23 protein-coding genes are annotated in these 26,250 nt (G+C 43.9%); 2 read left to right on the top strand and 21 right to left on the bottom strand.

From position 1 onward, the window contains the following. Positions 1-63: 63 nt before the first annotated feature. The 5 genes from CDH51_RS14290 to CDH51_RS14270 all read right to left on the bottom strand — a co-directional run bounded on the left by CDH51_RS14290 (position 64) and on the right by CDH51_RS14270 (position 6,115). The gene (locus CDH51_RS14290) at positions 64-1,137 is read right to left on the bottom strand and encodes a DUF3810 domain-containing protein (RefSeq protein ID WP_100629173.1); all 1,074 of its coding nucleotides are present in this window, start codon (positions 1,135-1,137) and stop codon (positions 64-66) included. A 10-nt stretch (positions 1,138-1,147) separates the two neighbouring features. After that, positions 1,148-1,729: a NifU family protein gene (locus CDH51_RS14285; RefSeq protein ID WP_024283664.1), complete on the bottom strand. Its 582-nt coding sequence runs from the start codon at positions 1,727-1,729 to the stop codon at positions 1,148-1,150. Positions 1,730-1,795: 66 nt separating this feature from the next. After that, entirely contained in the window at positions 1,796-2,530 is a 735-nt protein-coding gene (locus CDH51_RS14280) for a ThuA domain-containing protein (RefSeq protein ID WP_100629458.1), read from the bottom strand. A gap of 80 nt (positions 2,531-2,610) precedes the next feature. Continuing rightward, on the bottom strand, positions 2,611-3,705 hold the full coding sequence (locus tag CDH51_RS14275) for a DUF4249 domain-containing protein (RefSeq protein WP_100629172.1): 1,095 nt from the start codon (positions 3,703-3,705) through the stop codon (positions 2,611-2,613). After that, complete coding sequence (locus tag CDH51_RS14270) at positions 3,698-6,115, bottom strand: TonB-dependent receptor (protein WP_198514309.1); 2,418 nt, start codon at positions 6,113-6,115, stop codon at positions 3,698-3,700. The genes CDH51_RS14275 and CDH51_RS14270 overlap by 8 nt, the downstream gene beginning before the upstream one ends. Positions 6,116-6,204: 89 nt before the next feature. Between CDH51_RS14270 and CDH51_RS14265 the strand changes: the two genes are divergently transcribed. Next, positions 6,205-6,675 carry a hypothetical protein gene (locus CDH51_RS14265; RefSeq protein WP_100629170.1) on the top strand — a complete coding sequence of 157 codons (471 nt, stop codon included), beginning with the start codon at positions 6,205-6,207 and terminating at the stop codon, positions 6,673-6,675. On the opposite strand, the gene CDH51_RS14260 is transcribed toward CDH51_RS14265, so the two are convergent. Further along, positions 6,672-7,490, bottom strand: a complete 819-nt coding sequence (locus CDH51_RS14260; RefSeq protein ID WP_100629169.1) for a purine-nucleoside phosphorylase — start codon at positions 7,488-7,490, stop codon at positions 6,672-6,674. The genes CDH51_RS14265 and CDH51_RS14260 overlap by 4 nt on opposite strands. 93 nt (positions 7,491-7,583) lie before the next feature. Between CDH51_RS14260 and CDH51_RS14255 the strand changes: the two genes are divergently transcribed. Next, positions 7,584-8,108 carry an NADPH-dependent FMN reductase gene (locus tag CDH51_RS14255; protein WP_100629457.1) on the top strand — a complete coding sequence of 175 codons (525 nt, stop codon included), beginning with the start codon at positions 7,584-7,586 and terminating at the stop codon, positions 8,106-8,108. 3 nt (positions 8,109-8,111) lie between these two features. Here CDH51_RS14255 and ftsZ read toward each other — a convergent pair whose 3' ends face one another. The 15 genes from ftsZ to CDH51_RS14180 form a co-directional block, all read right to left on the bottom strand. After that, complete coding sequence (ftsZ, locus tag CDH51_RS14250) at positions 8,112-9,746, bottom strand: cell division protein FtsZ (RefSeq protein ID WP_100629168.1); 1,635 nt, start codon at positions 9,744-9,746, stop codon at positions 8,112-8,114. Positions 9,747-9,854: 108 nt separating this feature from the next. After that, entirely contained in the window at positions 9,855-11,165 is a 1,311-nt protein-coding gene (gene ftsA, locus CDH51_RS14245) for a cell division protein FtsA (protein ID WP_024283672.1), read from the bottom strand. A gap of 10 nt (positions 11,166-11,175) precedes the next feature. Beyond that, on the bottom strand, positions 11,176-11,928 hold the full coding sequence (locus CDH51_RS14240) for a cell division protein FtsQ/DivIB (protein WP_100629167.1): 753 nt from the start codon (positions 11,926-11,928) through the stop codon (positions 11,176-11,178). Next, positions 11,925-13,340 (bottom strand): UDP-N-acetylmuramate--L-alanine ligase, encoded by a 1,416-nt coding sequence (gene murC / locus CDH51_RS14235; protein ID WP_100629166.1) that lies wholly within the window; start codon positions 13,338-13,340, stop codon positions 11,925-11,927. Before murC ends, CDH51_RS14240 begins: the two co-directional genes overlap by 4 nt. Next, on the bottom strand, positions 13,337-14,419 hold the full coding sequence (gene murG, locus CDH51_RS14230) for an undecaprenyldiphospho-muramoylpentapeptide beta-N-acetylglucosaminyltransferase (protein ID WP_100629165.1): 1,083 nt from the start codon (positions 14,417-14,419) through the stop codon (positions 13,337-13,339). The genes murC and murG overlap by 4 nt, the downstream gene beginning before the upstream one ends. A 26-nt stretch (positions 14,420-14,445) precedes the next feature. Continuing rightward, positions 14,446-15,624 (bottom strand): FtsW/RodA/SpoVE family cell cycle protein, encoded by a 1,179-nt coding sequence (locus CDH51_RS14225; RefSeq protein ID WP_100629164.1) that lies wholly within the window; start codon positions 15,622-15,624, stop codon positions 14,446-14,448. Beyond that, positions 15,621-16,973 (bottom strand): UDP-N-acetylmuramoyl-L-alanine--D-glutamate ligase, encoded by a 1,353-nt coding sequence (murD, locus tag CDH51_RS14220; RefSeq protein WP_100629163.1) that lies wholly within the window; start codon positions 16,971-16,973, stop codon positions 15,621-15,623. Before murD ends, CDH51_RS14225 begins: the two co-directional genes overlap by 4 nt. A gap of 1 nt (position 16,974) precedes the next feature. Continuing rightward, positions 16,975-18,186 (bottom strand): phospho-N-acetylmuramoyl-pentapeptide-transferase, encoded by a 1,212-nt coding sequence (mraY, locus tag CDH51_RS14215; protein ID WP_100629162.1) that lies wholly within the window; start codon positions 18,184-18,186, stop codon positions 16,975-16,977. Position 18,187: 1 nt separating this feature from the next. Then, positions 18,188-19,651: a UDP-N-acetylmuramoyl-L-alanyl-D-glutamate--2,6-diaminopimelate ligase gene (locus CDH51_RS14210; protein WP_100629161.1), complete on the bottom strand. Its 1,464-nt coding sequence runs from the start codon at positions 19,649-19,651 to the stop codon at positions 18,188-18,190. 1 nt (position 19,652) lies between these two features. Further along, a complete protein-coding gene (locus CDH51_RS14205; RefSeq protein ID WP_100629160.1) occupies positions 19,653-21,758 on the bottom strand; it encodes a penicillin-binding protein in 2,106 nt (701 codons plus the stop codon). After that, complete coding sequence (locus CDH51_RS14200) at positions 21,755-22,141, bottom strand: FtsL-like putative cell division protein (RefSeq protein WP_100629159.1); 387 nt, start codon at positions 22,139-22,141, stop codon at positions 21,755-21,757. The genes CDH51_RS14205 and CDH51_RS14200 overlap by 4 nt, the downstream gene beginning before the upstream one ends. Continuing rightward, entirely contained in the window at positions 22,138-23,049 is a 912-nt protein-coding gene (gene rsmH / locus CDH51_RS14195) for a 16S rRNA (cytosine(1402)-N(4))-methyltransferase RsmH (protein WP_100629158.1), read from the bottom strand. The genes CDH51_RS14200 and rsmH overlap by 4 nt, the downstream gene beginning before the upstream one ends. A 3-nt stretch (positions 23,050-23,052) precedes the next feature. Further along, positions 23,053-23,487, bottom strand: a complete 435-nt coding sequence (gene mraZ / locus CDH51_RS14190) for a division/cell wall cluster transcriptional repressor MraZ (RefSeq protein WP_100629157.1) — start codon at positions 23,485-23,487, stop codon at positions 23,053-23,055. 354 nt (positions 23,488-23,841) lie between these two features. Beyond that, positions 23,842-25,785, bottom strand: a complete 1,944-nt coding sequence (locus CDH51_RS14185; RefSeq protein WP_100629156.1) for a M56 family metallopeptidase — start codon at positions 25,783-25,785, stop codon at positions 23,842-23,844. Next, the gene (locus CDH51_RS14180; RefSeq protein WP_026947674.1) at positions 25,782-26,156 is read right to left on the bottom strand and encodes a BlaI/MecI/CopY family transcriptional regulator; all 375 of its coding nucleotides are present in this window, start codon (positions 26,154-26,156) and stop codon (positions 25,782-25,784) included. The genes CDH51_RS14185 and CDH51_RS14180 overlap by 4 nt, the downstream gene beginning before the upstream one ends. Positions 26,157-26,250: the final 94 nt, after the last annotated feature.

Below are 26,250 nucleotides of genomic sequence, written 5' to 3'. Positions count from 1 at the left end.
CTAATAGATTTAGGCCAAAAGAAAGAAAATCAAACTAAAAATAAAAGAACATTAATTAAAAAGTTATTTGTTAAATCCTTTCTCCTTCCAGGCCTTCACCAGCATGGGTAGCTCTTGATAACTCAACACACCACTTTTTACACCCTGCGATTTAAGAAAAAGGTCATTGGTTTTTCGGCTGATCTCCAAGGAAAAAGGTGGATACTGTGCGGCTCGTTCCTGAATTGACTGGATATCGTTCAGTACTCCCCTATCCAAGTCTTGTATCCATGACATATATTCCTCAGGAGCCATTCGATAATAATCTCGCACCTGGTAGAGAAATAATCGCAAAGAAGCTGAGTATCCCAGCAGAGGATTTTTGGACTGGCTACCTACCACCCAAGCGACAAAATTGGCTTCCCCTTCATCCGTAACTCCAAAGCTATGTGCCATCTCATGAGCGATGGTAAATGGCTTTTCAAGCGGATGTAGTGTCGGATCGATGTAGCTTTCTCCCACAAAGGGAAAATAGATCCCCAAAATCCCGAGTCTTCGCATCAGCCCCGGAGGTGGAAAAAGCTTAGTGCGCGGCTTTCCCAAAAACGATAAGCCCAAGGATGGCAATTGATCCTCCAGAATGTCACGGACTTCGGATTCCAATTCTTGATAAGCTAGCTCTGGCACAATCGGCAAGGTATCAGATTTCAACTGCTGCCGAAGCAGGAGCAGCTCGCGATAATTCTCCTCAATTTCTGCTTTCATTTCATGCAGTTCCAAAGGCTTTGCCGAAAGGCCTAGCTGCTGGGACACAGGAGTCCGCTGATAATTGAAGCCCCATAATACCATGAAGAAAAAGACCAGCCCTCCAGCAAAATTGAGAATAGACCGGATGGAAAATGAAAGTCTTTGCTTTAAACCCTTCTTTCGGTAAAACCCTCGAAAAAACAGGAAGATCAGCAAAAGAATAAGCCCTATAAATAAAAAAATGCTGGGAAATGGAAGTTTTCCCAGCGTGTAATCAAATGTAATCCGAATAAACGGAAATAAACCTCTTGAATAAATCTGGTCGGTTTGAACTGGAAAATTACTAGCTAGACCTCTGATCAGCAGAGCCAAGACTCCCAATAAAAACCAAATCCACTGGCGAAGTTTCATCCATTTTCGATCAGATGCCTTCTGCTTCTACCTCCTTGACTTCGGGTAGCATTCGGGTCAAAAGGTTTTGGATTCCTGCCTTAAGCGTCACGGTACTTGATGGGCAGCCAGAGCAGGAGCCCTGAAGCAAAACTTTCACCACACCATCTTGGAATGAATGAAAGACGATTGCTCCCCCATCTTGCTCTACGGCAGGACGGATATATTCATCCAGGATTCCTTTGATTTTTTTGACGATCTCAGAATCATTTTCATCGAATAAGGGATCCTTGTCGAATTTGGCATTCACCACCTTTTTGCCGGCTTCTAAATAGGATTTGATATGGTCTCGAATGATAGTCTGGATTTCTGCCCATTCTACCGATTCCGACTTGGTGACTGTCACAAAATTGGAAGCTACAAATACCCGCTCGACTGAAGCAAAATTAAATAACTCCTGGGCCAAAGGGCTATTTTCTGCACTTTCTTGGCTAGGATAGTCAAAACTCACCCCATCATCCACCAACATAAAGTTGGCCACAAACTTTAAAGAATTAGGGTTGGGATTAGCCTCCATATAGAGGTGGACAGGCTTAGCTTGAGCTTTTAGCATGGTATTTCTGGTTTTATTTGGGTTAAACCGATTTGCTGCTGATAAGTTCCAAAAACAACAATTTCCTTATTTGAAAGGCTGTCCCGTAGCAGCATACCAAATTCCTCCATAGAGGTGCTTGAGAAAATCAGCATCCTCAAAGGCCGCATCCACATGACCTAAAGCGGTATAAAACACTCTGCCTCCATCAAACTCATGATACCAAGCCATTGGGTGATTTTCGCCCATAGCCTTCGCAGGTTGGTATGTTGATTCGTCAGCATTGAGCAAAACCTTAATATTTGGATTGATATCACGGAATTCATAGAGTTCATCCGTCCAAAGCCAGTTTTTGGGAAGATGCCAAGTAGCCGGATGATCCGAATCCACCACTTCCAGTCGTAATGTTTGCTGCTTGGGATGAGCTAAGAAATACGCGCCTATCAATTGATTGTACCAAGGCCACTCATACTCAGTATCGGTAGCAGCATGGATTCCCACTACTCCTTTTCCACTTCTCACAAATCGCTGAAAGGCTGCTTTCTGCTCCTCATTGAAAATAGTACCAGTGGTGCTGAGCAATATAATTACATCAAATCGCTCCAAATTTTTATCGGTAAAATAATTAGCGTCTTCCGTGGTATGAATTGAAAAAACCTGGTCTTCAGCCATTTTTTTCAAGGCAACTACTCCATTGGGAATGGATTGATGACGAAATCCTGCTGTCTTGCTAAAAACAAGGGCACGAAATTGCTGGGCTTGAACTGTGAAAGCTCCGAAAAGGAAAAAGAGTAACAACAAGCCTGAAAGTTTCTTTTGCATAGGTATATGGGTTTGATTTTCCCTGAAAATACAAATTCCTCCGATCAAAGTCTCAATAATTACTCGATCGGCAGGATAACTCACTGATCAAACCACCAATGCGGTGTATCATTGGTGCTATTGGGAAATTCACTGCAGCGAAGACAAGTCACAGGATAATCCGTGATGGGTCTTTCTGGGGAATAAGTACAGACTTCTGAAATGAAGAAAGGAACATCTGCCCGGGTGGTGTAGATTCGCTCTTGCGAAATCCTGGCCACCTCAAAATAGCCCAAAACCACCTCGTCTGGATTGGCACTATTCCGAACATTGCCTCGCACTGGAGCAGGCGGAATATCAAATACTGACCCGGTATTGTTGACCAGATCTTTTACTCGACTCCAATACCGAAATGCATCCCTCGAAATACTAACCTGTCTGACATTGAAATAATGCCTGCTGAGGAAAGATTCATCGACGATTCGCTGGGCGAGCAATTGCGAAGAGGAATTTACTCCCGCTCTTACACTTTCGCCACTAAACAGCGGTAGCCGCTCCGGATCCGGAAAGCCAAAAACGTAACAGTCCGGCGGGGCTCTGTTGAAAGGATTTGGGAAGAAAGTTAGGTTCCAGTAATAAGCTTCATCGACATCCCATCTTAAGTAATAGGGATTATCAGAATCAGGCAAAGTCACGTCTGAGATGATCGAAATAAACGCCCGATCCGGGTCATTATCGAAAACACCCCGGCTGAACTCATAGCTTACCTCATCAGTACCAACAGCAGCAGGCATTTGCTCAGGTTCGGATCGGTATGTTTTTCCTTCTATCTGAATCTCGACAAAGTAGCCTACATCTTCCCGAATCTGAACTGATCTTGGAAGCATGTATTTCCCAGGCTCCACCTGATTGAGCGAAAAGCGTTCATTTTGGGTATTGACCACAAAAACATTGGCAGTTGTCACAGGTCTTGGCAAATCATTAAGGACTAAATATTGACCTGAAAAGAGTGGTTCGCGATCTGCAGAAGTGGTCTCCGAGAGCATTACAAATTTATCCTCATCTAGATTATTCAACTGCCCGAAGACAATCAACTTCTCTACTCCCCGATTAAGCGGAAAATCAATCTGATCCACACAGGAATTAAAGAGAACCAGGGTAACAAAAACTCCAATATATAATTTCAACCTACTCATTTTCACCTCCTCCAAATTGAATACTATACGTAATCGAAGGGAAAATAGACCCTAATACCGCCAAACGGTATGGCCTCAACTGCCTACTATCCCCATCCTTTTGCCAAAAAACCGAATAGGCATTTCTCCTTCCAAAAAGATTGTAAATACTGAAATTCAAACTGTCTCCTTTTTTAGAAAACACCTTCTCCACCGTGTAGGAAACATCCACCCGAAAGTAATCAGGGATACGATATTGATTTCGCTCGCTATACTCTGGGATAATCAATGAATTGACGACATAGCTGGCATTCACCGCACTGACTGGCCTTCCGGTGGCATAGTTGATACTCAAGTTAAAAAGACCTCTTGGGTACATTTTTCGACTGAGAATGAAATTGACCTCATGTGGTTTATCATAGTTGCTAGGAAACCAATCCCCACCATTGATTTGGGTTTCCTCAAACTGGCCCTGACTTCTGAAGAAAGACCGAGAATAAGTGTAGGCAAGCCAGCCAGTGACAACTCCCAGATTTTTTTTGATCAAAAACTCCGCTCCGTAAGCCCTTCCTTCACCTATTACGACTTCGGTCTCCATGTGAGGATTGAGAAAGACCTGAGCAAAATCCCGGTATTCGATTTGATTTTGAGTGATTCTATAGAATCCGTCGAGCGAAAACTCCCATTTGTTATCCTTGCTATTTCTAAAAAATCCCAAGGAAAAATTATCCGATCGCTGTGGAGGGATGTATCGGGTGCTAAGTTGCCAAAGATCAATCGGAGTAGGCCCGAAGGTATTGCTGATAGATTGGATATACTGATACAGCCGCGCATAGCTGCCTTTCAGAGAGGCATTTTGATCTAAGTTATGACGAATGGAGATTCTTGGCTCCAGACCGGAATAAGTTTGGATAGAACCACCCTCAAAAACCTCCTGTCCTACAATTTGCTCAGTAGCAATCGGCCCTATTTCGTTGTATTGATAGACCGTATCTGGACCGAGTTGATTGTACTGCACAAAGCGAAGCCCTCCTACCAAACCCGTCTTCTCTGAGATATCCCATTCCAAACTCGAGAAAAGGCCGACTTCCAAGCCACGCTCTTTCCCAATTTTTTCTTCGAGCACATTGGATTCAGCTGAAAAAGGACTTCTTCGCTCATCCTTGCCTTGATAGTAAACCGCCTCCACTCCTGAATTTATCGCAAGCTTTTCATTGGCCCAAGTCAGTGTTGCTTTTGCCTGCTGATAGCGCATGCCATTTTCTACCGATGCCGCATCGAGACCCTCCGGATCGAAAAAGGAATTGGAAAAATCACCATCTGCAAACAATGCCTTAATCGACCAATTTTCTCCTAAAACCCCACGATAATTCAAACTGCTTACTCGGTTGGACCAATCATAGCCAAACTCGTCTGAAAACTTAAAATAATCACCCGTTAATAGGGTTTTCGCCTCCAAATTGTGTCCTTGAGCTATTTTCCAATTAAGTCCTAGATAGCCGTCATAAAAGTCAAGTTGGGAATTTTGAATATCAAAGTCCCTTGCTCTTCGTAGCAGCCAATTGGCATTGGAAATCCTACCTCCGAATATCAATCCTACTTTATCTTTTTTGATCGGTCCTTCCAGAAGAACCTTTCCATTGGACGTTCCTACTCCGATTTGACCTTGCCAACTTTCTGTAGAACCGGGCTTCATTTCAATATTCAAGGCCGAACCTGCCCGACCTCCAAAAGTTGCCGGAAGGTTTCCCTTATAAAGAGTAAAAGTCTCTGTGACATCGGCATTGAAAGCAGATAAAAAGCCTAGGGCATGATTGGAGCTTAAAACGATCGCCTCGTCCATCAGCAGGAGATTTTGATCTGTTTTGGCCCCTCGCACATTGATTCCTGAGGTACCCTCTCCTACCGAACTGACTCCCGGAAGGAGCTGGAGACCTTTAAAAATATCTGCCTCGCCCAGAAAGGCTGGAATCGCCCGTAATTCACGAGTTGTCAGTTTTGTAACACCCGTGATAGGGTTTCTGACATTTCGATCCGGCTCATCAGACTGCACCACTACTCCTTCCAGCTCGTAGCTTTTCTCAGTCATAAAAGTATTCATGACAGCATTTGAATAGATTGTCAACTCGGTGAATACGGGAACTTTGGATAGGTGCCTAAACGTCAGTCTATGAAAACCTGGAGAAAGCGTGATGTAATAAGTGCCAAAACGATCAGAATTGATACCAGTATAAAAGCCATCCAAATGCAGTCCAACACCTTCCACAGGCTCTCCGGTTTCTTTATCTATTACTTTCCCAGTCAAAATGTAGCTTTCCTGCAAGGTCCCTTCTGCTTTTCCAAAAGCGTATTTCAAAGAATCCGGAATAACTTGAGAGCGGAGTCCTGAGATGGTAAAAAGAAATAAAAAGCAGAAAAGAGTAAATCGCATAATTTTATATTCAAAAATGGACAAATAATCCATTTTAAGAATTAGAACAAACTTAAAATTTCTCACGTAATATCCACAAAAATGATCAAATGAGACGGATTTATATTTCTTCACTACTTATTCTTTCCCTATTCCTAGGTTGTAGTCAGGAAGATGAAGTTCCTCAAAAAGATGCCTTTATTTTCGGTTGGTGGTCAGCCTTTTGCACTGGAAATTGCATCAAAATCTACAAACTAGAGAATGGAAAGCTATACGCAGACAATCTGAATAGCTTCCGGGAAGCAGCCTTGATTACTTATCAAGCAGATCCACTTGATGCACAATGGGTTTCTATCGCTCAGAATCTGGAAAATAATTTTCCTCAGTACCTAAGAAATGATCCTTTCGCAGTGATAGGATGCCCTGACTGCGATGATCAGGGTGCTATTTATTTTGCCTTCGAAAATGAGACTGGAGCCTTGTATTGGCAAGTAGATACGGATCCGGGCACCTGGCCTGAAGAGATCAAACCTTACATGGAATCAGTTCTACAGGCGATTGATCAGCTCCCGCAGGATTAAACCCTTTTGATCAATTCAAGTAAAATTTTACTTAAAATAGGCTCTGCTTTGGCTGCTGCCGCCACTACATCATCTAGGGTGATTTTGTGAATCTTCCCAGGTACGCCAAGGTCGGTAATGGCCGAAATCCCGAAGACTTCCATGTTGGATTGGCGTGCGACGATTACTTCTGGTACCGTGCTCATTCCCACAGCATCTGCTCCAATGATGCGAATGAAACGGTATTCAGCTGGGGTTTCCAAATTTGGCCCTGAAACAGCTGCATAGACTCCTGTATGAATTTTAAAACGATTTTCCTTTGCGATTTCCAGCGCCATTTCCACCAAGCGACTGGAATAAGCGTCACTCATATCTGGAAATCTCGGACCAAACTCAGGAGGGTTTTCACCTCGTAGGGGGTTATCAGGGAGTAGGTTAATATGGTCTGTCAAAATCATGACATCACCTACAGCTTGATCCGGATTGAGGCCACCTGAAGCATTGGAAACAAACAGTCTTTTCACTCCTAAGTGCTTCATCACCCTCACCGGAAAAGTGAGCTGCTGCATCGAATATCCCTCATAGTAATGAAAACGGCCTCGCATAGCAATCACTGGCTTTCCAGCCAAAGTACCAATCAGTAGCTTCCCGGAGTGAGTCTCGACTGTCGAAATGGGAAAATGAGGAATATCGCTGTAATCAATCTCCAGACTGATATCAATCTGATCTCCCAGCTTTCCCAATCCAGTACCCAAAATGATCAAATTTTCTACAGGATCTGGGCAAAGATTTTTCAGGAATCTAGCCGCTTCATGAATTTGAGTAAGGTAGTTCATCGGTTTTAAAATTTCTCCTAAAGATAGGAATCTAAGCCATCCCTCGAACTTTTGATGCCCAAAGCTTGTATTCTTTGTTATTCAAAAGAAGCTATGATTAAAATTATACTTGGTACCAATAGAAAAAACTCAGTATCCAAACTGATTGCACTTCAATATCAACAAATCTTAAGTGAGAAAGGACAAGCCTCCGAAATTTTAGAGCTAGAAGAACTTCCAAATGATTTTATAGAAACAGCACTCTATGAAAACAACGGAAAAAATGAATCCTACAATCGCTTTCACCAAAAGGTAGCCGAAGGCCAAAAATTCATCTTCATCGTCCCTGAATACAATGGTTCTTTTCCGGGAATTCTGAAGACTTTCATTGATGGGATGACTTATCCCAATACGTTTAGAAACAAAAAGGCCGCACTAGTCGGCCTTTCTTCAGGAATAGGAGGAGGTGGCATCGCACTGAGCCACCTCACTGATATTTTCCATTACTTGGGAATGCATGTCCTTGCTCTCAAGCCAAAACTAGCCAAAATAGAGCAGAATATGTCAGATAACTTGCTCACCAACAAGCTTTATATAGAACTGCTGCAAACCCAAGCAGAGATGTTAATGGAGTTTTAATCCTTAATCCACATTATCGTGGAGAAAGCGATTATTCCCCAAAATCTCATTTTCATCACTTACATTGAACTTGCTGATATTGTTCTCAGAACTATGCTCAGGCTCGCTCAATGTAACATTCTTTCGAAGGTAAGCCGGTACTTCAAGTTTTTCCTTGAGTTCTTCAGGACTCGGGTTGAATGACCGGTTTCCTTTTAGCTTTTCAAAACGCTCATGAGCACGCTGAATAGCTTTTTGCTTCATTTGCTCATAGAAGTCGTTTGCATAAACAGGCTTAGCCGGATCAGCATTTTCTTCCTCTGCCTTCACTTCATTCTTCGGCTCATCTTCTTCTTCATACAGATCATGAACAATTCGTTCTGAAGCTGGAGTAGATTCTTCTTTTGGTTGCTCCGGAGTAGCTTTTGGAAGATCAAACCGGAAAGTCTCCTGACGAGGCTCTTCTTTTTCCTCCTCTTTTGGCTCCTCTACTGGCTTATTGGGTTTAGAGAAAACGAAAGTGCTTCCTGCAATCGGCTCTTCTTTCACTTTTTCACTTTTGCCGCTTTCCAGATTGATCACGGTTTTGATCTCTTCCTCTTCTTCAGCTGGCTTTATGTCCTTTACCACTGGTGCAGGAGTTGGTTCGATCTGAGCTTTTGGCTTAGCAGCTGGAGTTCCATCTAGTTTATCCATTTCAAAACCCGTGGCAATCACCGTTACCCGGATAGCTTTGCCAAGTTCTGGATCGATGCCCTGACCGAAGATCACTTCGGCATTATCACCGGCCTTCTCTTGGATGTACTCAGTGATCTCACTCAACTCATCCATGGAAAGTTCTTCATCCTCACCGGACATAATAGAAAGTAGGATTTTCTCTGCTCCTTTGATATCGACATTGTTCAGAAGCGGAGAGGAAATTGCAGCGCCGGCGGCACGGATAGCACGGCCTTCGCCTTCTTCTGTAGAAGATCCCATGACAGCTGCACCCGCATCTTTCATGACAGTCTTCACATCTTCAAAGTCCACATTGACATCCTGATGGATCGTAATGATCTCAGCAATGGATTTTGCAGCTGTAGTCAAGATATCATCGGCTTTTCCAAATGCAGTTCGGATAGCCAAATTGCCATAAATCTCTCTTAGCTTGTCATTTAGAATGACAAGAACTGTATCACAGTTTTCTCTCAAAGCCTCGATACCTGCCTGAGCGACTGCCATCTTCTTGCGACCCTCAAACATAAATGGCGCAGTCACAATACCGACAGTCAGGATATTCAACTCCTTGGCAATCTTAGCCAATACTGGCGCAGCTCCTGTACCGGTTCCGCCACCCATTCCGGCAGTGATAAATACCATTTTGGTGTTGTCTGCGAGTAGCTCTCGGATTTCCTCCTGAGACTCAAGTGCGGCATTTTTTCCTTGCTCAGGATTGGCACCTGCACCAAGTCCCTCTGTTAGGTTAGCACCTAACTGAAGCCTCAAAGGAACTGGACTGGACTTCAAAGCTTGTGCGTCGGTATTGACCACGACAAACTCCACGTCCTTGATTCCTTGATTGTACATGTGGTTGACTGCATTAGAGCCACCACCTCCGACGCCAATTACCTTGATAATTGACTTTTGATTTTTTGGAAGATCAAATCTGTAATCTTTCATGTTATCTGACATATTTATTTATTTGGTGAACTAGTTTCTGTTTTTTGTTTAAGGTTTGAAATGGAGGGAAATAAAAGACATCGTCCATTATCTCCCCAATCATAAGCCCTAGTAATTACTATCGTCTCCGATTTCATCATGGATAATGCTCTTGAGCCTATCGCTGATGTTTCGGAAAATATCTTTTGCATTGAACTCCCGCTTGGGAGCGATTTTCTGCACCCCGCCGTTAGCAATGCGCTTATTGTAGCTTTCTTCCCGGTCATCCAGGGATTTGAACCCTGCCAAAACCAATCCTACCGAGGTAGCGTACATCGGGCTCTTGACGTCCTCGAGAGCGGTCTTTCCTAGATGCTCATTTGGGTAGCCGATGCGGGTATCTAAGCCAGTTTGGAATTCGAAAAGCTGGGAAATACACTGAAGCTGTGAACCGCCGCCTGTGATGACAATTCCTCCGGTAAGCTTCTTGTAATAGCCACTTTGCCAAATCTCATTTTGGACGATATCAATGATTTCCTCCATACGGGCTTGAATAATGCTGGCAAGGTTTCGAATGGAAATCTCCTTCGGAGGCCTGTTTCTGAGACCAGGTATGGATACGATCTCATTTGGATTGGCCTCGTTGGCAATTGCTTTACCAAAACGCGTTTTGAGGAGTTCGGCCTGCTTCTGCATGACCATACACCCTTCTTTGATATCTTTGGTAATAATGTTTCCTCCGAGTGGAATCACCGCTGTATGACGGATGATATTTTCATAAAAAATCGCTACGTCCGTCGTACCACCTCCGATATCTACCAAGCAAACACCTGCCTCTTTCTCTTCATCGCTAAGAACCGCCAAGGAACTTGCAAGAGGCTCCAGTATCAATTGCTTGGATGTAAGGTCTGCTCTTCTCACGCATCGGTTGATGTTGTTGATCGCGGTGGTCTGTGCTGTGATGATATGGAAATCAGCCTCCAAGCGCGTACCGGACATACCCACGGGATCTTTGATTCCTCCTTCGTAATCCACGGTGTAGTCTTGTGGCATCACGTGAATGATTCTGTTTCCGGGAGGTACCAAAATATTTTCCATCTCAGAAGAAAGACGGCGTACATCTTCTACCGTGATTTCATCTTCAGATGGCTGACGCATAATGCTTCCACTTTGCATTTTGCTCTGAATGTGCTGCCCGGCAATACCGACAATCACCTCGCCTATTTCTACATCAGCCATATCAGAAGCTTCTTCTACGGCTTTTTGGATAGCGTGCACGGTCTTGTCGATGTTGGTAACGACACCTCGGTCCACTCCATCTGAGACGGCCTTGCCCATTCCCAGAACTTCGAGTTTTCCGTATTCATTTTTGCGACCGACAATGGCACAGATTTTTGTGGTGCCTATGTCTAATCCGACGATTAATTTTTCATTTTCCATACCCAAGCTTTTATTCACAGACTATTTGTTCCTTAAATTTTACACTGACCCGATCATAGGCATCCCAGCCTTTACGGGGAAGAATTTCACTGTAGAAAATCTGAATTCGATCAAACTTATCCTCTAGATCTGCAGCATCTCCCAATTCAATCACTTGCTCTCCCACCTGCTGATAGAGTCGAATGTCATCACGCTCCCTGATCTCCACCTCCGTGATTTGTGCATTCCAAAATTCATCTTCTGAGATAAAGCGAATCAAATCCATCAATTCTGGCATTTGATTCATCACTCCACCCTCATTCAGTAGCTTTTCTGCCATATCACCGCTAAGTATCAGCACACGACTCGTATAGCTCGGTGAAATGGGAATGATTTTACCCTCGGTGGTGATGTATCCATCAGCAGCAAGCGGGCGCACAATCCTCGCAATAGGTTGATGCTGCTCGAGGTAGAGTTGAAGGATTCCTTTCTGCCCTATACTCGCATCAGCCATTTTGATAAATGGATGCCCCTCTAGGCGATCCTCAATCGCATTCAATGGCACCTCTTCGAGAAGGAGGCCTACTTTCAAATTCGGAAAGGCTTCCGCCAGCAGGGTTTCTATCTCCTGCTTATCCACGAAATACAATCCGCTTACTCCCTCGATTTCGACTTCTGTTCCTTGGTATGTTTTGTAGATACTTTGCTTTTCTACAAAAGCAATAAAGCCACCCAAGATCAGGGTCAAAATCACAAAAACTCCATATTTCTTCAGTCTTTTCATACTCCTTGTTCAGTTGAATTAGACATTTCCGAAATCCACAATTTCACTTTTGGCACGAGTCGATCAATATCGCCTGCCCCCATGGTCACCAGCACTTCTGGCTGTAGGCTTTCCAAAACCTCGAAAAGCTTCTCTTTGGCCACAGTCATTTTTGTATCTGCCTGAATGCTTTCCAAAAGCATTTCCGAATTCACTCCTGGAATCGGAAGCTCTCTCGCCGGATAGATATCCAAAAGCAATACCTGATCTGCGAGGGAAAGACTCTCAGAAAAACCTGTAGCAAAATCCCTAGTCCTGGTAAAAAGATGTGGCTGAAAAATCACCGTCAGCTTCAGTCCCGGATACATAGCTCGAATCGAGCTCAGACATGCACGGATCTCCTCCGGATGATGTGCATAGTCGTCCACATATACCTTGCGAGGTTCGTTGAGATGGATTTCAAATCGGCGCTTGACCCCTCGGAAGCTAGCCAGACCCGTTTTGATTTGCTCTTCAGTCAATTCAAAATGCAGGGCGACTGCTATCGCTGCAAGTGCATTCTCCACATTGTGAAAACCAGGAATAAAGAGTTCCAAACCCTTGATTTGCATCTTGCCATCCAGATAGTCAAAGACAAATGATCCTGGCTTGGCTTTAACATTATCCGCATGAATACCAGTAGAAGCTCTCAGTCCATAGGTGGAAATGCCTTTCTTATCAGCCACCGGTTCACCCAATCGCTGTAAAGCTTTGTCCTGAATAAATAGCTTTCCCTTTTTCTTGAGAAGTCCTACAAACTCCCGGAAGCCATCGACGATGCTACTTTCATCACCATAAATATCCAGATGGTCAGGATCCACACTGGTAATGATCTCCATTTCAGGATTTAAGCGAAGGAAAGACCGATCAAACTCATCAGCTTCTACCACCATGATAGTTTTATCCTTCGAACTATTGATCAGGAGATTGCTTTGATAATTTTGGGTAATTCCACCAAGGAAAGCTGTTACCGGCTTATTTGCTGACTTTAAGAGATGAGCGATCATCGATGAAGTGGTGGTCTTTCCATGGGTACCTGCCACAGCTACCGTGTAGTTTTCTGATGAAAGAACCCCAAGAACCTCTGAGCGCTTTTTGATTTGGATTTTTTCTCGCTCAAAGAATTGATACAATTTCGAATCTCTAGGTACGGCAGGAGTCCATACCACCAACAAGGCCTCTTTATTATCAAAAAGACTGCTTGGAAGCTTGCATGAATCATCCTCAAACATCACCAGAATACCCTCATTTTGGAGTTCGTCAGTAAGCGGTGAGGCTGTACGATCGTATCCGGAAACGGCATAGCCTTTATGCTTAAACCAACGGGCTAAAGCACTCATTCCTATCCCTCCGATTCCGAGAAAAAAGACGCTATGTATTTCCTTTATATTCAAGCGATTAACTTTTCGATTTCATTTACTATCTCTTCAGCTGCATTTGGCTTTGCCAAAGCGCGAATATTTTGACTCAATCTTTTTACCAGATCGGGCTCATTCATGATGCTATCCACCTCTTCCTTCATTTGACCTACTGCCTCGGCATCCTTTAAAATGAGTGCTGCTTCTTGCAGTACATAGGCCATGGCATTTTTGGTTTGATGATCTTCCGCCACATTGGGAGACGGAATAAAAATCACCGGCTTGCCTACCAGCGAAAGCTCCGAAACAGAAAGCGCCCCTGCACGCGACACGATTACATCTGCAGCAGAATAGGCTAGATCCATTTCGCGAATGAATTCCCGAAGATGGATGTGCTCCAATCCAGAATCTTCCACTGCTTTTGACATGTCTTTGAAATAGTATTTGCCAGACTGCCAAAGCACCTGGTATCCATCCTTTTCAAATGCTTGCATATCCTTTAGCGTAGCTTGGTTAAGCGTCCGTGCCCCCAAGGATCCCCCCAAAACCAAAAGCGTCTTTCTAGTTGGATCCAAGTCAAAGTGAGCCATTGCTTTTTCCCGCTTGCCATAGAGATAGAGGATATCTTTTCTTACCGGGTTACCGGTCAAGACCAATCGGTCAGCAGGGAAAAAAGACTGCATGTTTGGATAGGCGACACAGATGGTTTTTGCCCGCTTGGATAAAATTTTATTTGTGATTCCTGCGTAGGAATTTTGCTCTTGAATGAGTGTTGGGATTTTTTTGCCTTGTGCAGCATAGAGCACCGGACCACTTGCATAGCCCCCAACTCCGATCACTACCTGAGGCTTGAAATCTTTGACAATCTCCCCTGCTTTTGCCAAGCTTTTGATCAGCTTAAAGGGGATGGCTAGATTTTTCCAAGTCAGGGATCGCTGTAATCCCGCCACTGGCAATCCAATGATTTTGTAGCCAGCCTCAGGAACCTTCTGCATCTCCATTTTACCCAAGGCACCCACAAAAAGCACCTCGCTATCAGGATGCTCTTCTACCCAGGCATTGGCGATGGCAATAGCAGGATAGATATGTCCTCCGGTACCTCCACCGCTGATCAAAAGGCGATATGTTGCTGACTTTTCGATTAGATTGCTGCTTTTAGTTTGGGTCTGTTCATCGCAGTCCCGGTTTGTAATTCATCCTGATGATCACCTCTACTGACAGAAAGGATAATCCCCAAGGAAATTCCTGTAAATACCAAGGATGTCCCTCCCATACTGAGTAGAGGAAGTGGAAGCCCGGTGATAGGTCCAAGACCTACGGCTACTGCCATATTTACCAATGCTTGAATGACGAGTGCGAAGCTGAGACCTGCAGATAGCAAGCCTCCAAATGCTTTATTGGAATTGGCGACAATTCGCATTCCTCGATATAGCAAAGCCAGATATAGGAAAAGGACTGCCACTCCGCCAATCATTCCATACTCTTCAATGATGATGGCATAGATAAAGTCAGAATAAGGGTGTGGCAATGAGTTTCTTTGCTCAGAATTTCCAGGACCCTTGCCTGTAATTCCACCCGTTGCGATAGCGATGTAGGACTGCTCTGCTTGGAAAGGAATTTTGCTATCGTCTGAAGAGGACTCTACGAAGTCTGTGATTCTAGACTGGAAAGTCTCTCCTCTTTGTCCCAAAAATATCGCCGCGGTCAATCCCAAAACACCCACCATCACGACTACTAGAAGGTATTTCACAGGAACTCTTCCGATAAACATGATCAAAAGACAGGTGCTTAGAAGCAAGATGGCCGTAGACATATTTGCCAATCCTATCAAAGCGCAAATCACACCAATTGCGATGATGATGGGTAAGAATGTACTCTTGAAATCCTTTATGTTATTTTGTCTTCTGGCTAGCATAGCAGCCAATGCTGCGATGAGGGCTAGTTTTGCCAAATCGGAAGGTTGAAACGCCTGATTGATTACCGGGATAGTCAACCATCGATTGGCCTCGTTGATATTGGAGCCAAATAAGTAGGTAATCAAAAGCAGAGGCATGGAAAGGTACATGGCCAATCTGGCGTAGAGGGCATAGTTTCGATAAGGAACCTTATGGGCCAGCCACATGACTCCCAGAGAAACGAACACCAATGCTGAATGCCTTACCAGGTACAATTCGGTATTTCCCCCGGCATATTTATAAGCCAAAGATCCTGTCGCAGAATACACCACCAGGATACTGAATAGAGACAGCAGTATCACGATACCCCAGATTATGGGATCTCCCTTGAAATGCTCATCTATCCATGCTTTAAACTGGCTCATGCGCTGATTTTCATTTTTAAATCCAAAACTCCGGCTCGGAACTGATCGCCCCGGTCCTCATAATTCTTGAAAAGATCAAAGCTTGCACACGCAGGCGAAAGCAAGACCACATCACCTTTCTGTGCCATTTGACGACTCCAAGTGATTGCTTCTTTTATATTTTGAGTTTCTCTTATCTCATCGATTACTCCAGCAAAGGCTTTTTGAAGCTTTACATTGTCTTTTCCAAGGCAGATTAGAGCTTTGACACGAGCACTAACCAATGGTACAAGAGGCGTATAATCATTTCCCTTATCTACCCCTCCAGCTATCCAAATGACTCCTTGGTTGTAGCTTTCCAAAGCATAAGCAGTTGCCTCCACATTGGTGCCTTTACTATCATTGATATAGCTGACACCTTCTATTTCAGCTACCTTTTCCAAGCGATGAGGAGCATTCTTAAAGCTTTGAAGGCCAGCTTCTATTTGAGCCTGACTGAGACCTGCAATCCTTGCTGCGGTTATAGCAAAAAGAGCATTAATTACATTGTGCTTGCCGGCAATAGGAAGTGCTTTTGTAGGAATCCTGATTTCTTCTTGGTTTACCTTTGCGACGAGTTCATCACCCTGCAGGAAAGCAGAAGGGTTATTCTCGGCATTCAAAGAGATGAAATGCTTTTTTGCCCGGATTTTCGCCTCCTCTATTCCGCTTTTTGAAATCATATCTTCTTTGTAGAAGAGTGCAAAATCATTTGCTTTTTGATTGATAAAAAGCCGGAATTTTGACTTCATATATTTTTCCACCTGACCTTCATAGCGATCCAGATGATCAGGAGTGACATTAGTCAAAATGGCAATATGAGGATGAAAAGTCTGCATGCCGTCAATCTGAAAGCTGCTCGTCTCGATCACCCACCAGTCTTTATCACCTTGCAGCAATTGTCCTGACCAGCTGTGACCGACATTACCCGCCAAGCCCACATTGAGCCCAGCACTCTTTAGCAGATGGTAGATCAAAAGTGTAGTAGTAGTCTTTCCATTTGTGCCTGTGATAGCAATGATTTTTCCATTGGAAACATGATGTGCCAGTTCCAACTCATCAATCACTGCAAGGCCTTTATCGACAGCTTTTCGAATCAAGGGAGTTGAATAAGGAATACCAGGGCTTTTCACAATCAAGTCTGCATCCAGTACTCTCTCTTCCGAATGTCTTCCTTCTTCAAATTCGATTTCTGCCTTGATCAACTCAGCCTTTCTTTCCTCCTGGATTTGACCCAAATCCGTGACGAAAACACCATAGCCCATCTGCTTGGCAAGCAATGCTGCTCCCAATCCACTTTCTCCGGCTCCTATGATGGCTACGTTTTTCAAATTATCTCAATTTCAAAGTGGCAAGTGTGACAACTGCGAGTAAAATTCCCACGATCCAAAAGCGCGTGACAATTTTAGCTTCAGGAATATTTCGCTTTTGATAATGATGGTGAAGTGGGGACATGAGGAAAATCCTTCTACCCTCTCCATATTTCTTCTTGGTGTATTTGAAATAGCCTACTTGCATGACTACGCTCAGATTCTCGATGACGAAAATTCCACACATCACCGGAATAAGTAGCTCTTTTCGAAGTGCTAAGGCCATGACTGCAATAGCTCCTCCCAACATCAGGGAACCGGTGTCCCCCATGAAAACCTGGGCTGGATAGGCATTGTACCAAAGGAATCCGATACAAGCTCCGATAAATGCCGAAGCAAAAATCACCAACTCACCTGAGTTGGGGATGTACATGATATTCAGGTATTGTGAGAAAATGGCATTACCGCTGAGGTATGCGAAAATTGCAATGGTCAAGCCAATAATGGCTGATGTACCCGCCGCCAAGCCATCAATCCCATCTGTAATGTTTGCGCCATTTGAAACGGCCGTGATGATAAATATCACCACCAAAATGTATAAAAATGGAGTGACCGCTTCTCCCATGAAACCTAAGAGCCGCTCATAGTTTAGCTCATTATTCTTGACAAAAGGAATCGTCGTCTTCAGCGCTTTTACATCTTGAAAGGCAGGAGTTTCCACTACACCACTTTCGACCGATACTGGGGTGGAGAACTCACGAATAACCACATCATCGTGAAAATAAAGTGTCGCACCTACAATAATTCCAATGCCGATCTGACCGACGATTTTGAATCGCCCTTTGAGTCCTTCCTTATTCTTTTTGAATACCTTGATGTAATCATCCAAAAATCCGATTCCCCCTAGCCAAAGCGTAGTGATGAGCAATAGAATGATGTAAATATTGTCTAGGTCTCCAAAAAGCAAAGTAGGGATGACAATAGCGGCAATGATCATCAATCCACCCATAGTAGGCGTACCCTTCTTTTGAGATTGACCTTCTAATCCGAGGTCCCGGACAGTTTCTCCAATTTGGCGATTACGGATCCAATTGATGATGCGATGCCCAAAAGTAATGGTAATGATCAAGGATAAGATGGCAGCCATACCTGCTCGGAAAGAGATGTAGCGAAACACCCCAGCTCCAGGCAGGTCCCATACTTGATCCAAATATTCAAAAATCGGGTATAACATTTCAGTTTTGGCTGAGTTGATTCAAAATTTCTCCCACTACCTCGGCATCGTCAAAGTGGTGTTTTACACCTTGTATTTCTTGATAGTCTTCGTGACCTTTTCCAGCGATTAGGATGATATCTCCCTTTTTGCAAAGCATACAGGCAGTCCTAATCGCTTCGCGACGATCGACAATACTCAGGACTTTTCGCATTTCCGTTGGTCCTACACCAGCTTGCATGTCTTTAATGATTTGCTCCGGCTCCTCGAATCGAGGATTATCAGAAGTCAAAATCACCTTATCACTTTCCCTCACGGCTATTTTGGCCATGATGGGACGCTTGGTCGTGTCCCGATTCCCACCGCAACCGACTACGGTAATCACTTGCTCCCCACCAGTTCGTACACCATTGATGGTTTTCAATACATTCTCAAGTGCATCAGGGGTATGCGCATAGTCAACGATTGCAGTAATACCGGCTCCGGTGATTCGGTCAAATCTTCCTTTCGCACCAGGGATAGCAGAGAGGTGTTGCAAAACCTCTTCCTCGTCTTCTCCTAGAAGTACGGCAGTTCCAAAAGCACCTAAAAGGTTGTAAGCATTAAAAGCCCCGATTAGCCTAAACCACACCTGCCTGCCATTGATATCCAGTTCCAAGCCTTCGATGGTATTGGATATTATTTTCGCTTTGAAGTCTGCTGCGGATTTGAGCGCAAAAGTTTGATGAGTACCCCGGCAATTCTGTACCATCACCATGCCTCGCTTATCGTCTCCATTGACGAGCGCAAATGCATCTTTGGGAAGGTCATCAAAGAGTTTTTTCTTAGCCTTGATGTATTCATCGAAGGTCTTGTGGTAGTCCAGATGATCGTGAGAGATATTGGTAAAGATCGCTCCGATCAATTTCAAACCTGCGATTCGCTCTTGTACGATCGCATGAGAACTCGCCTCCATAAAGCAGTGGGTACAACCTGCCTCGACCATTTGACGAAGCAAGGCTTGAATGCTGACCGCATCAGGTGTGGTATGGGTGGCAGGAACAATCTCCTCGTTGATCTTATTTTCCACTGTGGAAAGTAAGCCTGTACTGTAACCCATCGCCATGAAAAGCTGATGAAGTAGAGTCACAGAGGTAGTTTTTCCATTTGTCCCGGTGACAGCCACTACCTTGATTTCACTTGATGGATTGTCAAAATAATTGGAAGCTAAGATCCCTAGGGACTGAGCGGTATTTTTGACCTGTACCCAGGTGATGGAGGTTGAAGGTGACTCAGGAAGTCTTTCACAGACCACAGCCTTAGCACCTAGTTCGATGGCTTTATCGATAAACTCATGTCCGTCAACTTGCGTACCCGCGATGGCTACGAAAACTGAACCCTTGGACACCTTTCGGCTATCAAAGACAATATCCCTCACCCGCACTTCCATATCACCAATGGTGCTGAGCAAGGATACTTTATATAATATGTCTTTTAATACTTTCAATTTATCCTAATTCAAGTTTGATGATCGTATTTGACTGGAGTGGTGTACCGGGATTTAGGGATTGACTTTTGACAATTCCCCTTCCACTGTAATTGACCCGAATCCCCTTATTCTCTAAAATGAATAGCGCATCTCTAAGCGACAATCCAGATACATCTGGTACTGTAGCGGCATCCGTATTATTGGTTTTCCAGTTGATTTGATTTTGGTTGGCAACCACTTTCACCCATTCTTCAGGCTGAACGGGAGCACTTGGTACACCTAGTTTTTCCAAAATTTGATGGATTTCATCTGCCTTTCCTGCTTTGACAAAAGGAGTGTTGCTCGACTTTTCCTCAGAGGCAATAAGATCTTGCGAAGAAGGGTTGAGCTCAAGGTCCACTGCGTAAATTTTATCGGCAATCTCCTTGAATACCGGAGCTGAAACATCCCCTCCATATGCTGCAAAACCCGTCGGGCTATCGATCACCACAATCATGGAATACTTCGGTCGGTCTGCAGGAAAATATCCCGCAAAGCTCGTGTAGTATCGCTTGGTATAGCGTCCATTCTCCAACTTTTGGGCTGTGCCTGTCTTACCAGCAATCGCATATTCAGCATTGGCAATATTCTTAGCCGTACCTCTCACTACAACTCCTTCAAGCAATTCCTGAAGTTGTTTTACAGTCTTTTCAGAGGCGATTTTCTTTCGAATCACTTCCGTATCCCACTGCCTTTCAATTTTATTACCTCTTACAATTGCTTGGATCAAGTATGGCTTGACCATTTTGCCTTCGTTGGCGACAGCATTGTACAAGGCCAAAGTATGAATGGGATTCAGCTTGCTTTCATAGCCAATAGAAATCCAAGGCAAAGAAGTCCCGTACCAGTCTTTTTCGCCCGGCTTTTTGAAAAATGGCTTCCCCTCTCCTGCTAGCTGAAAGTCAAATGGCTCACGAAGCCCCACCTGATCCAAATAGCCCAAAAACTTCGAGGGGCTAGAACCAAAATGCATGTCAACCAATTTGGAAATAGCCACATTGGAAGACTTCTCAAATGCTTCCCGAATGGTAATCGTACCATAGCCACCGTTTTTGGCATCACGCATTACTTGATTGTAGAATCGATGCGCTCCGTTTCCAGTTTCGATTTTCTCCTCCAAAGAGACTTTATTCTCCTCCAAAAGCGCCAGCATGGAGAATAGCTTAAAAGTGGATCCAGGCTCTGTATTTCCTTGATCGCCAATGGCAAAATTGTAGTTTTCGCCATAGCCTTGACCGTTCTTATTTTTCTGAAGATTGGCAATGGCTTTGATCTTTCCAGTTTTCACCTCCATGACGATGACCGAACCAAAAGCTGCATCCCGATCTTCCAACTGCCGAAGCAGCGCAGTCTCTGCGACATCTTGAATATTGACATCCAGGGTGGTAATTACATCAAAACCATCTTCCGGCTTGATATCCTCAGCATCAAAAACAGGTTTCCAACTTCCTCCGGCAATACGCTGAAAAAGAGCTTTGCCATCACGACCTTTTAGGTATTCATTAAAGCTATATTCGATACCAGCACCGTATTCATCCTCATTGACGAATCCGACTGTTCGACTGGCCAGGGAATTAAATGGACGATAGCGCTTTTCTACCTTTTCAAAAAGAACTCCGCCTCCCAGTCTTCCTTCTCTGAAAATTGGCCACTCAGCCATCTTTTGCATATCCTGATAGCCTACCTGACGGCGATTAAGTACGATGTATCGCTTCTTTTCCAATCGGGCATCCGTAATCATTCGCTTGTAAGCCTTGGCAGACTTATCTCGATAATAGGCAGATAAATGATTGGCCAAAGAGTCTATACCAGAATCAAAAAGTGATTTTTTGGCCATAGTCGGATCAAGCGCAACCCGATAAAAAGGCAAACTAGTCGCAAGAAGACTCCCGTCTCCAGCATAAATATTTCCTCTTGTCGCAGGAACTTCACGGTACTGAAAATTGATCGTTTGTGCTTTTTCACGCCACTTATCGCCTTCCTCTACTTGGATTTTGGCAATACGAAGCGGTATCGCTGCTGTCGCAAGCGCAATCAGGATGAAAACCACCCTAACTCGGAGCACTATGGATCGCTTAATGTTCACTCTTCTACTTCTATTTTTACCGGTGGCTTATCTAATTCAACGATACCTCTGGTCGCTACTTTTTTGGCGAGCTCGGACTGCATACTACTAAGCATATACTCTGCCTCGAGCGTAGTGACATCCGCACGGATATCCTCCACCTCTTGCTGCACCTTTTCAATTTTTCGGACCATATTTTCAGCCCGGTGATTTCCCCATATATATATAAGTGCCAATAGCGCCACGAAACCTATAGGAGGCACCAATTGGACAGGAACCCCTTCCCCCAAAACTCTGGTCACATCGAGCTTTTCCTCAATCCAAGAAAAAATCGATCTCCCAGTCCCAGTTGTCCGGGACTTATTGGTTGATTTCAGTTTTTTCCGAAAAGTATTCTGGCTCATTTCACTAGTTTTTTTGCCACTCTCAATTTTGCACTTCTGGCTCGCGGGTTTTCCGCTATTTCCTCCGCCGAAGCGGTAATTGCGCCTCTACTGACAGGTTCTAAAGGACGAATAGGATTTCCATAAAAATCCTTTTCTAACTCCCCTTGGAATTTCCCTTTTTGAATCAGGTTTTTCACCAAACGATCTTCCAAGCTGTGATAGCTCATCACTACCAATCTTCCTTCCGGCTTCAAAAGCTCAATCGCACCCAATAGCATTTCTTCCAAGGCCGCCATTTCATCATTTACCTCGATCCGAAGTGCCTGAAATACCTGAGCGAAATATTTAAACTCTTTGCCCCTCGGAGCATATTTTTTCAAGAATGCAGTCAATCCCTCTGTAGTTTCAAAGGGATTTTCAGATCGATGTGATACGATAGCTTGCGCTAAAGTTTTTGCATTTTTTACCTCACCATACATTCCCAAGATCTTGTGGAGATCCTGCTCCGAATAGGAGTTGAGTACATCCTTGGCACTTTTTCCCTGAGAGGGATTCATGCGCATGTCCAGCTCCCCTTCAAACCGTGTGGAAAAACCACGAGCCGGTTCATCAATCTGATGGGAAGAAATCCCCAAGTCAGCAAGGATTCCATCAACTTGTCGGACTCCATATAGCCTCAAGTACTTCTTGATATCTCTAAAATTTGCCGCTACAAAAGTGAAGCGAGAATCTTCTGGAATATTTGCTTCGGCATCCGGATCCTGATCAAAACCATAAAGATGCCCCGTATCCAAATGCTTCAGGATTTCTCGGGAATGCCCACCTCCGCCAAAAGTCACATCGACATAAACCCCATTAGGGTCAATAGCCAAGCCTTCAGTGCATTGGGCGAGCATCACTGGAATATGGTATACAGAAGCCGTCATGATTTAGGAGAGATATTTTTCCATTAATGCTGACAGATCCGCTGGATCAGGAATGACGTGCTCCGCATGGTTCTCAGGATTCCAGATTTCGATCCGGGTTCCATTTCCCGCTACGACTACTTCCTTTTCCAAACTGGCATAAGCCTGAAACTGCTTTGGGATCAAGATTCGGCCAGCACTATCCAACTCCACATCCACGACCGAATTGAAAAAAGCCCTTTGCAGCGCTCGCTGCTCTGGGTTATTGATGTTCAAAGACTTAATCTGATTCTCAAGCTTGCGATACTCTACAAGCGGATAAAGCGCAAGACAACGATCTTCTGCCATGCGAAGCATCAAAGTAGACCCATTCGCCTCCGGTATTGCTCCCTTTATCTTGGAAGGCAAAGCCAGGCGACCCTTTGGATCAAGCTTACAATCATAGTGGCTGTTGAACATTATTCCGTTGCGCTTTTTTTGCGAGAATTCGTAAAAACAAAAGTAATAAAATGATTTTCACATTCTACCACTTTACTCCACTTTTTCCCACTTTGTACTAAAAGTAGCCAAAAGATTGATTCCTCCCAATAATTTTTCAAAAAAATCATGGAAATTTTATTGGGTATCAAGGAATTAGACAGGAAAAGAAAAAGGCCAAAAATGCCCGAAAAAGAGGCTTTTTTGATAGATTTTTCTAGGAAAAAAATTCTGTTTGATCGAAACTCCTGAGATCAGATTGAAAAGTGGGAGAATTTCCCAAAAAAAAAGCAGCGACCATAGGCCACTGCTTTTTTGAAAGTATCAACACACAAATTAATTTTTAGTCTTTTGCTTTTGGCGAAGCTTCTCCATTTCTAATTCAAGATCTCGCTGAAATTCCTGCATTTTTTGTTCGTTTTCACGCTGCCAAGCCTCAAACTTTCGTTGGAATTCTTCGATTTTTGGCTCTTGCGTTTTTTCCCATTCCTTCATTTTCATGCGGAACTCCTGCATTTTAGGCTCCTGAGCTTCCTGCCAAGCTTTCATCTTCTTCTCAAATTCCTTAAGCTTTGGCTCTATTTCCTTTTCCCAGGCCTTCATTCTCGCCTCGCGCTCTTCGGCATTTTCTTCCCATCGCTCTTGAAACCGCTGAGCTCTTTCTTCCATCCGCTCAGCCCAAACTTGCATTCTTTCTTCTTTTTCCTTTATCCAATTTTCTCTTTCCTTGGGGCTCATTTCAGTGGTGTCACCGAAGAAAAACAACCCTGGGACTTCGCCATCAAATTCAAAAATCATAGGATCGCCTGGCTCTAGCATAAAAACTTCTGCATCTCCAAAGAACTCAAAAGGAAAATCCGCTGGAAACGGCGGGACTGGAGGAGTAGGCACTCCCATCATCAATGAATCAAACTCTGGCATAGCATCAAAATCAAAGTCAGGATGCGGCACTCCATCCAAAAAAACCATGGATTTTTTGCCTTTGACGATTGTGTCTCCATCTACAATCAAAGTATCACCTTTTAATTCGTACCTAAAAGTATTGCCATTCCCTCTTTGCCTGATTACCACATGATTTCCTTGATCATCTGTCCACTCTTGAGTGGAATCGCCATCTCTGATGATGACTTTACGCTCCTTTTTGACAGTTGTATCTATCCTTACTATTGAAGGATTTTTGGAAGCAAGTGTGATAAAATCCAATTCTGGATTTTCCAGTGAAACCAGAGGGGTTTGATTTTCAAATTCATTCGAGTTTGAAGACTCGGCGTGGGCAAATATCCCAACAGCCAGGACAAGTGATAGTAACATGGGTATAGAAATTATAGGGTTTTGTGGATAGTTCTGTGCTGGCAAACCCAGCATTCTTTTAATTCGATGAAGGGTTGGATTTCTTTTTTTGGAGGCTGCCAAGGCCAATTCGGGTGAGTTTTCTTGTGCGAAATTCAAAACCTCGGCGAGTGCCTGGGCCAATACTTTCGGCTCTACACCTGCTTTGATCGCTAGGTCATCAGTTGCATTTTCTCTCAATTCCTTGACGGTTTGATTAGTCCACCAAAAGCAGGGATGATAGAAAAACAAAATCTCTAAAGCCGACTGCATCAGATTGAACAGGTAGTCATGGCGCTTAATATGAGCCAATTCATGCGCTAAAATCGCTTCGAGTTGCTCAGGAGACATCTGAAAGAGCAACCCCGCTGGAAATAGAACCATTGGCTTCATAACCCCCACAGCCATAGGGGAAAGTCCATCAGTAGTAATTTTCAGTTCAACCTTATTATTGATTCCCAATCGAGCGGCCACCCGATTCAATTTGTTGGTTAACTCCAAGTTTGCGTTTGGCATACTGCCTTGCCGCAAATTTCTCACAGCTGATAGATTCGCAAAAAGACGGAATAAGAATAAGACAGCTCCGAAAAACCAGATATTCACCAAGAAAGGCAATTGGGATTCAACCCAAATCAAGGTGCTTTGGAGAAAAGTTATGGACTGAGTAGGTTCTGACAGAAGTACCCAACCGACTGATTGGACTTCAGAAGGGGACAGGCTCGGAGAATGAATGGAAACCTGATAGAAAAGCGTGATTAGGCTAAGAGCTAAGCCACTTGCCAAAGTCCCTAAAGCCAATAAATACTTGAATTGGGGCGTCTTATTATGAAAAATTCGCAACCCTAACCATAATAAAATGGAGACCGCCATCCATTGCCACAGGCTATGCACCAAAGTCCAGCCAAGAATTTGGAGCAAGTGTTCGGGTATCCAATCGTTGAGAAAATTCATGACTTCTTGTTTTCTAGTTGATCTAAAAATGCTCTGATTTCATCTAATTCTTCCTTGGAAGGATTATCCTGACCCAATGCCTGCATGACAAGTGCTTTCGAAGAACCCCCAAAAGCAGATGACATCAAATTTTTCAAAAGGGACTTTTGAGTGTCGCCCTGCTTGACAGTGGCGCGATAAAGGTGAGTGCGGCTTTTTTCATCTCTGCTGACCATCCCTTTTGCATGCATGATCTGCATGATTTTCAGCGTGGTGGTGTAACCTGTCTCCTTGGTCTGAGCCAGTCGCTCATGGACTTGGCGAACACTTGCTTCCTTCAATTCCCAAAGGATGGCAAGAACTTCTAACTCTGCTTCTGTCGGTTTTTGCATAGCGATTATACGATAGCTTTCGTACAAAGTTATACGAAGCGAATCGTAATTACCAAAAAAGTACGATAATTGTCGTATTAAAAAGTGTTAAATG

It is taken from the genome of Algoriphagus formosus (assembly GCF_002807035.1).
Taxonomy (GTDB): Bacteria; Bacteroidota; Bacteroidia; order Cytophagales; family Cyclobacteriaceae; genus Algoriphagus; species Algoriphagus formosus.
Note: the sequence above shows the minus strand (reverse complement) of the source record. Positions and strands in the feature narration are given on the sequence as shown.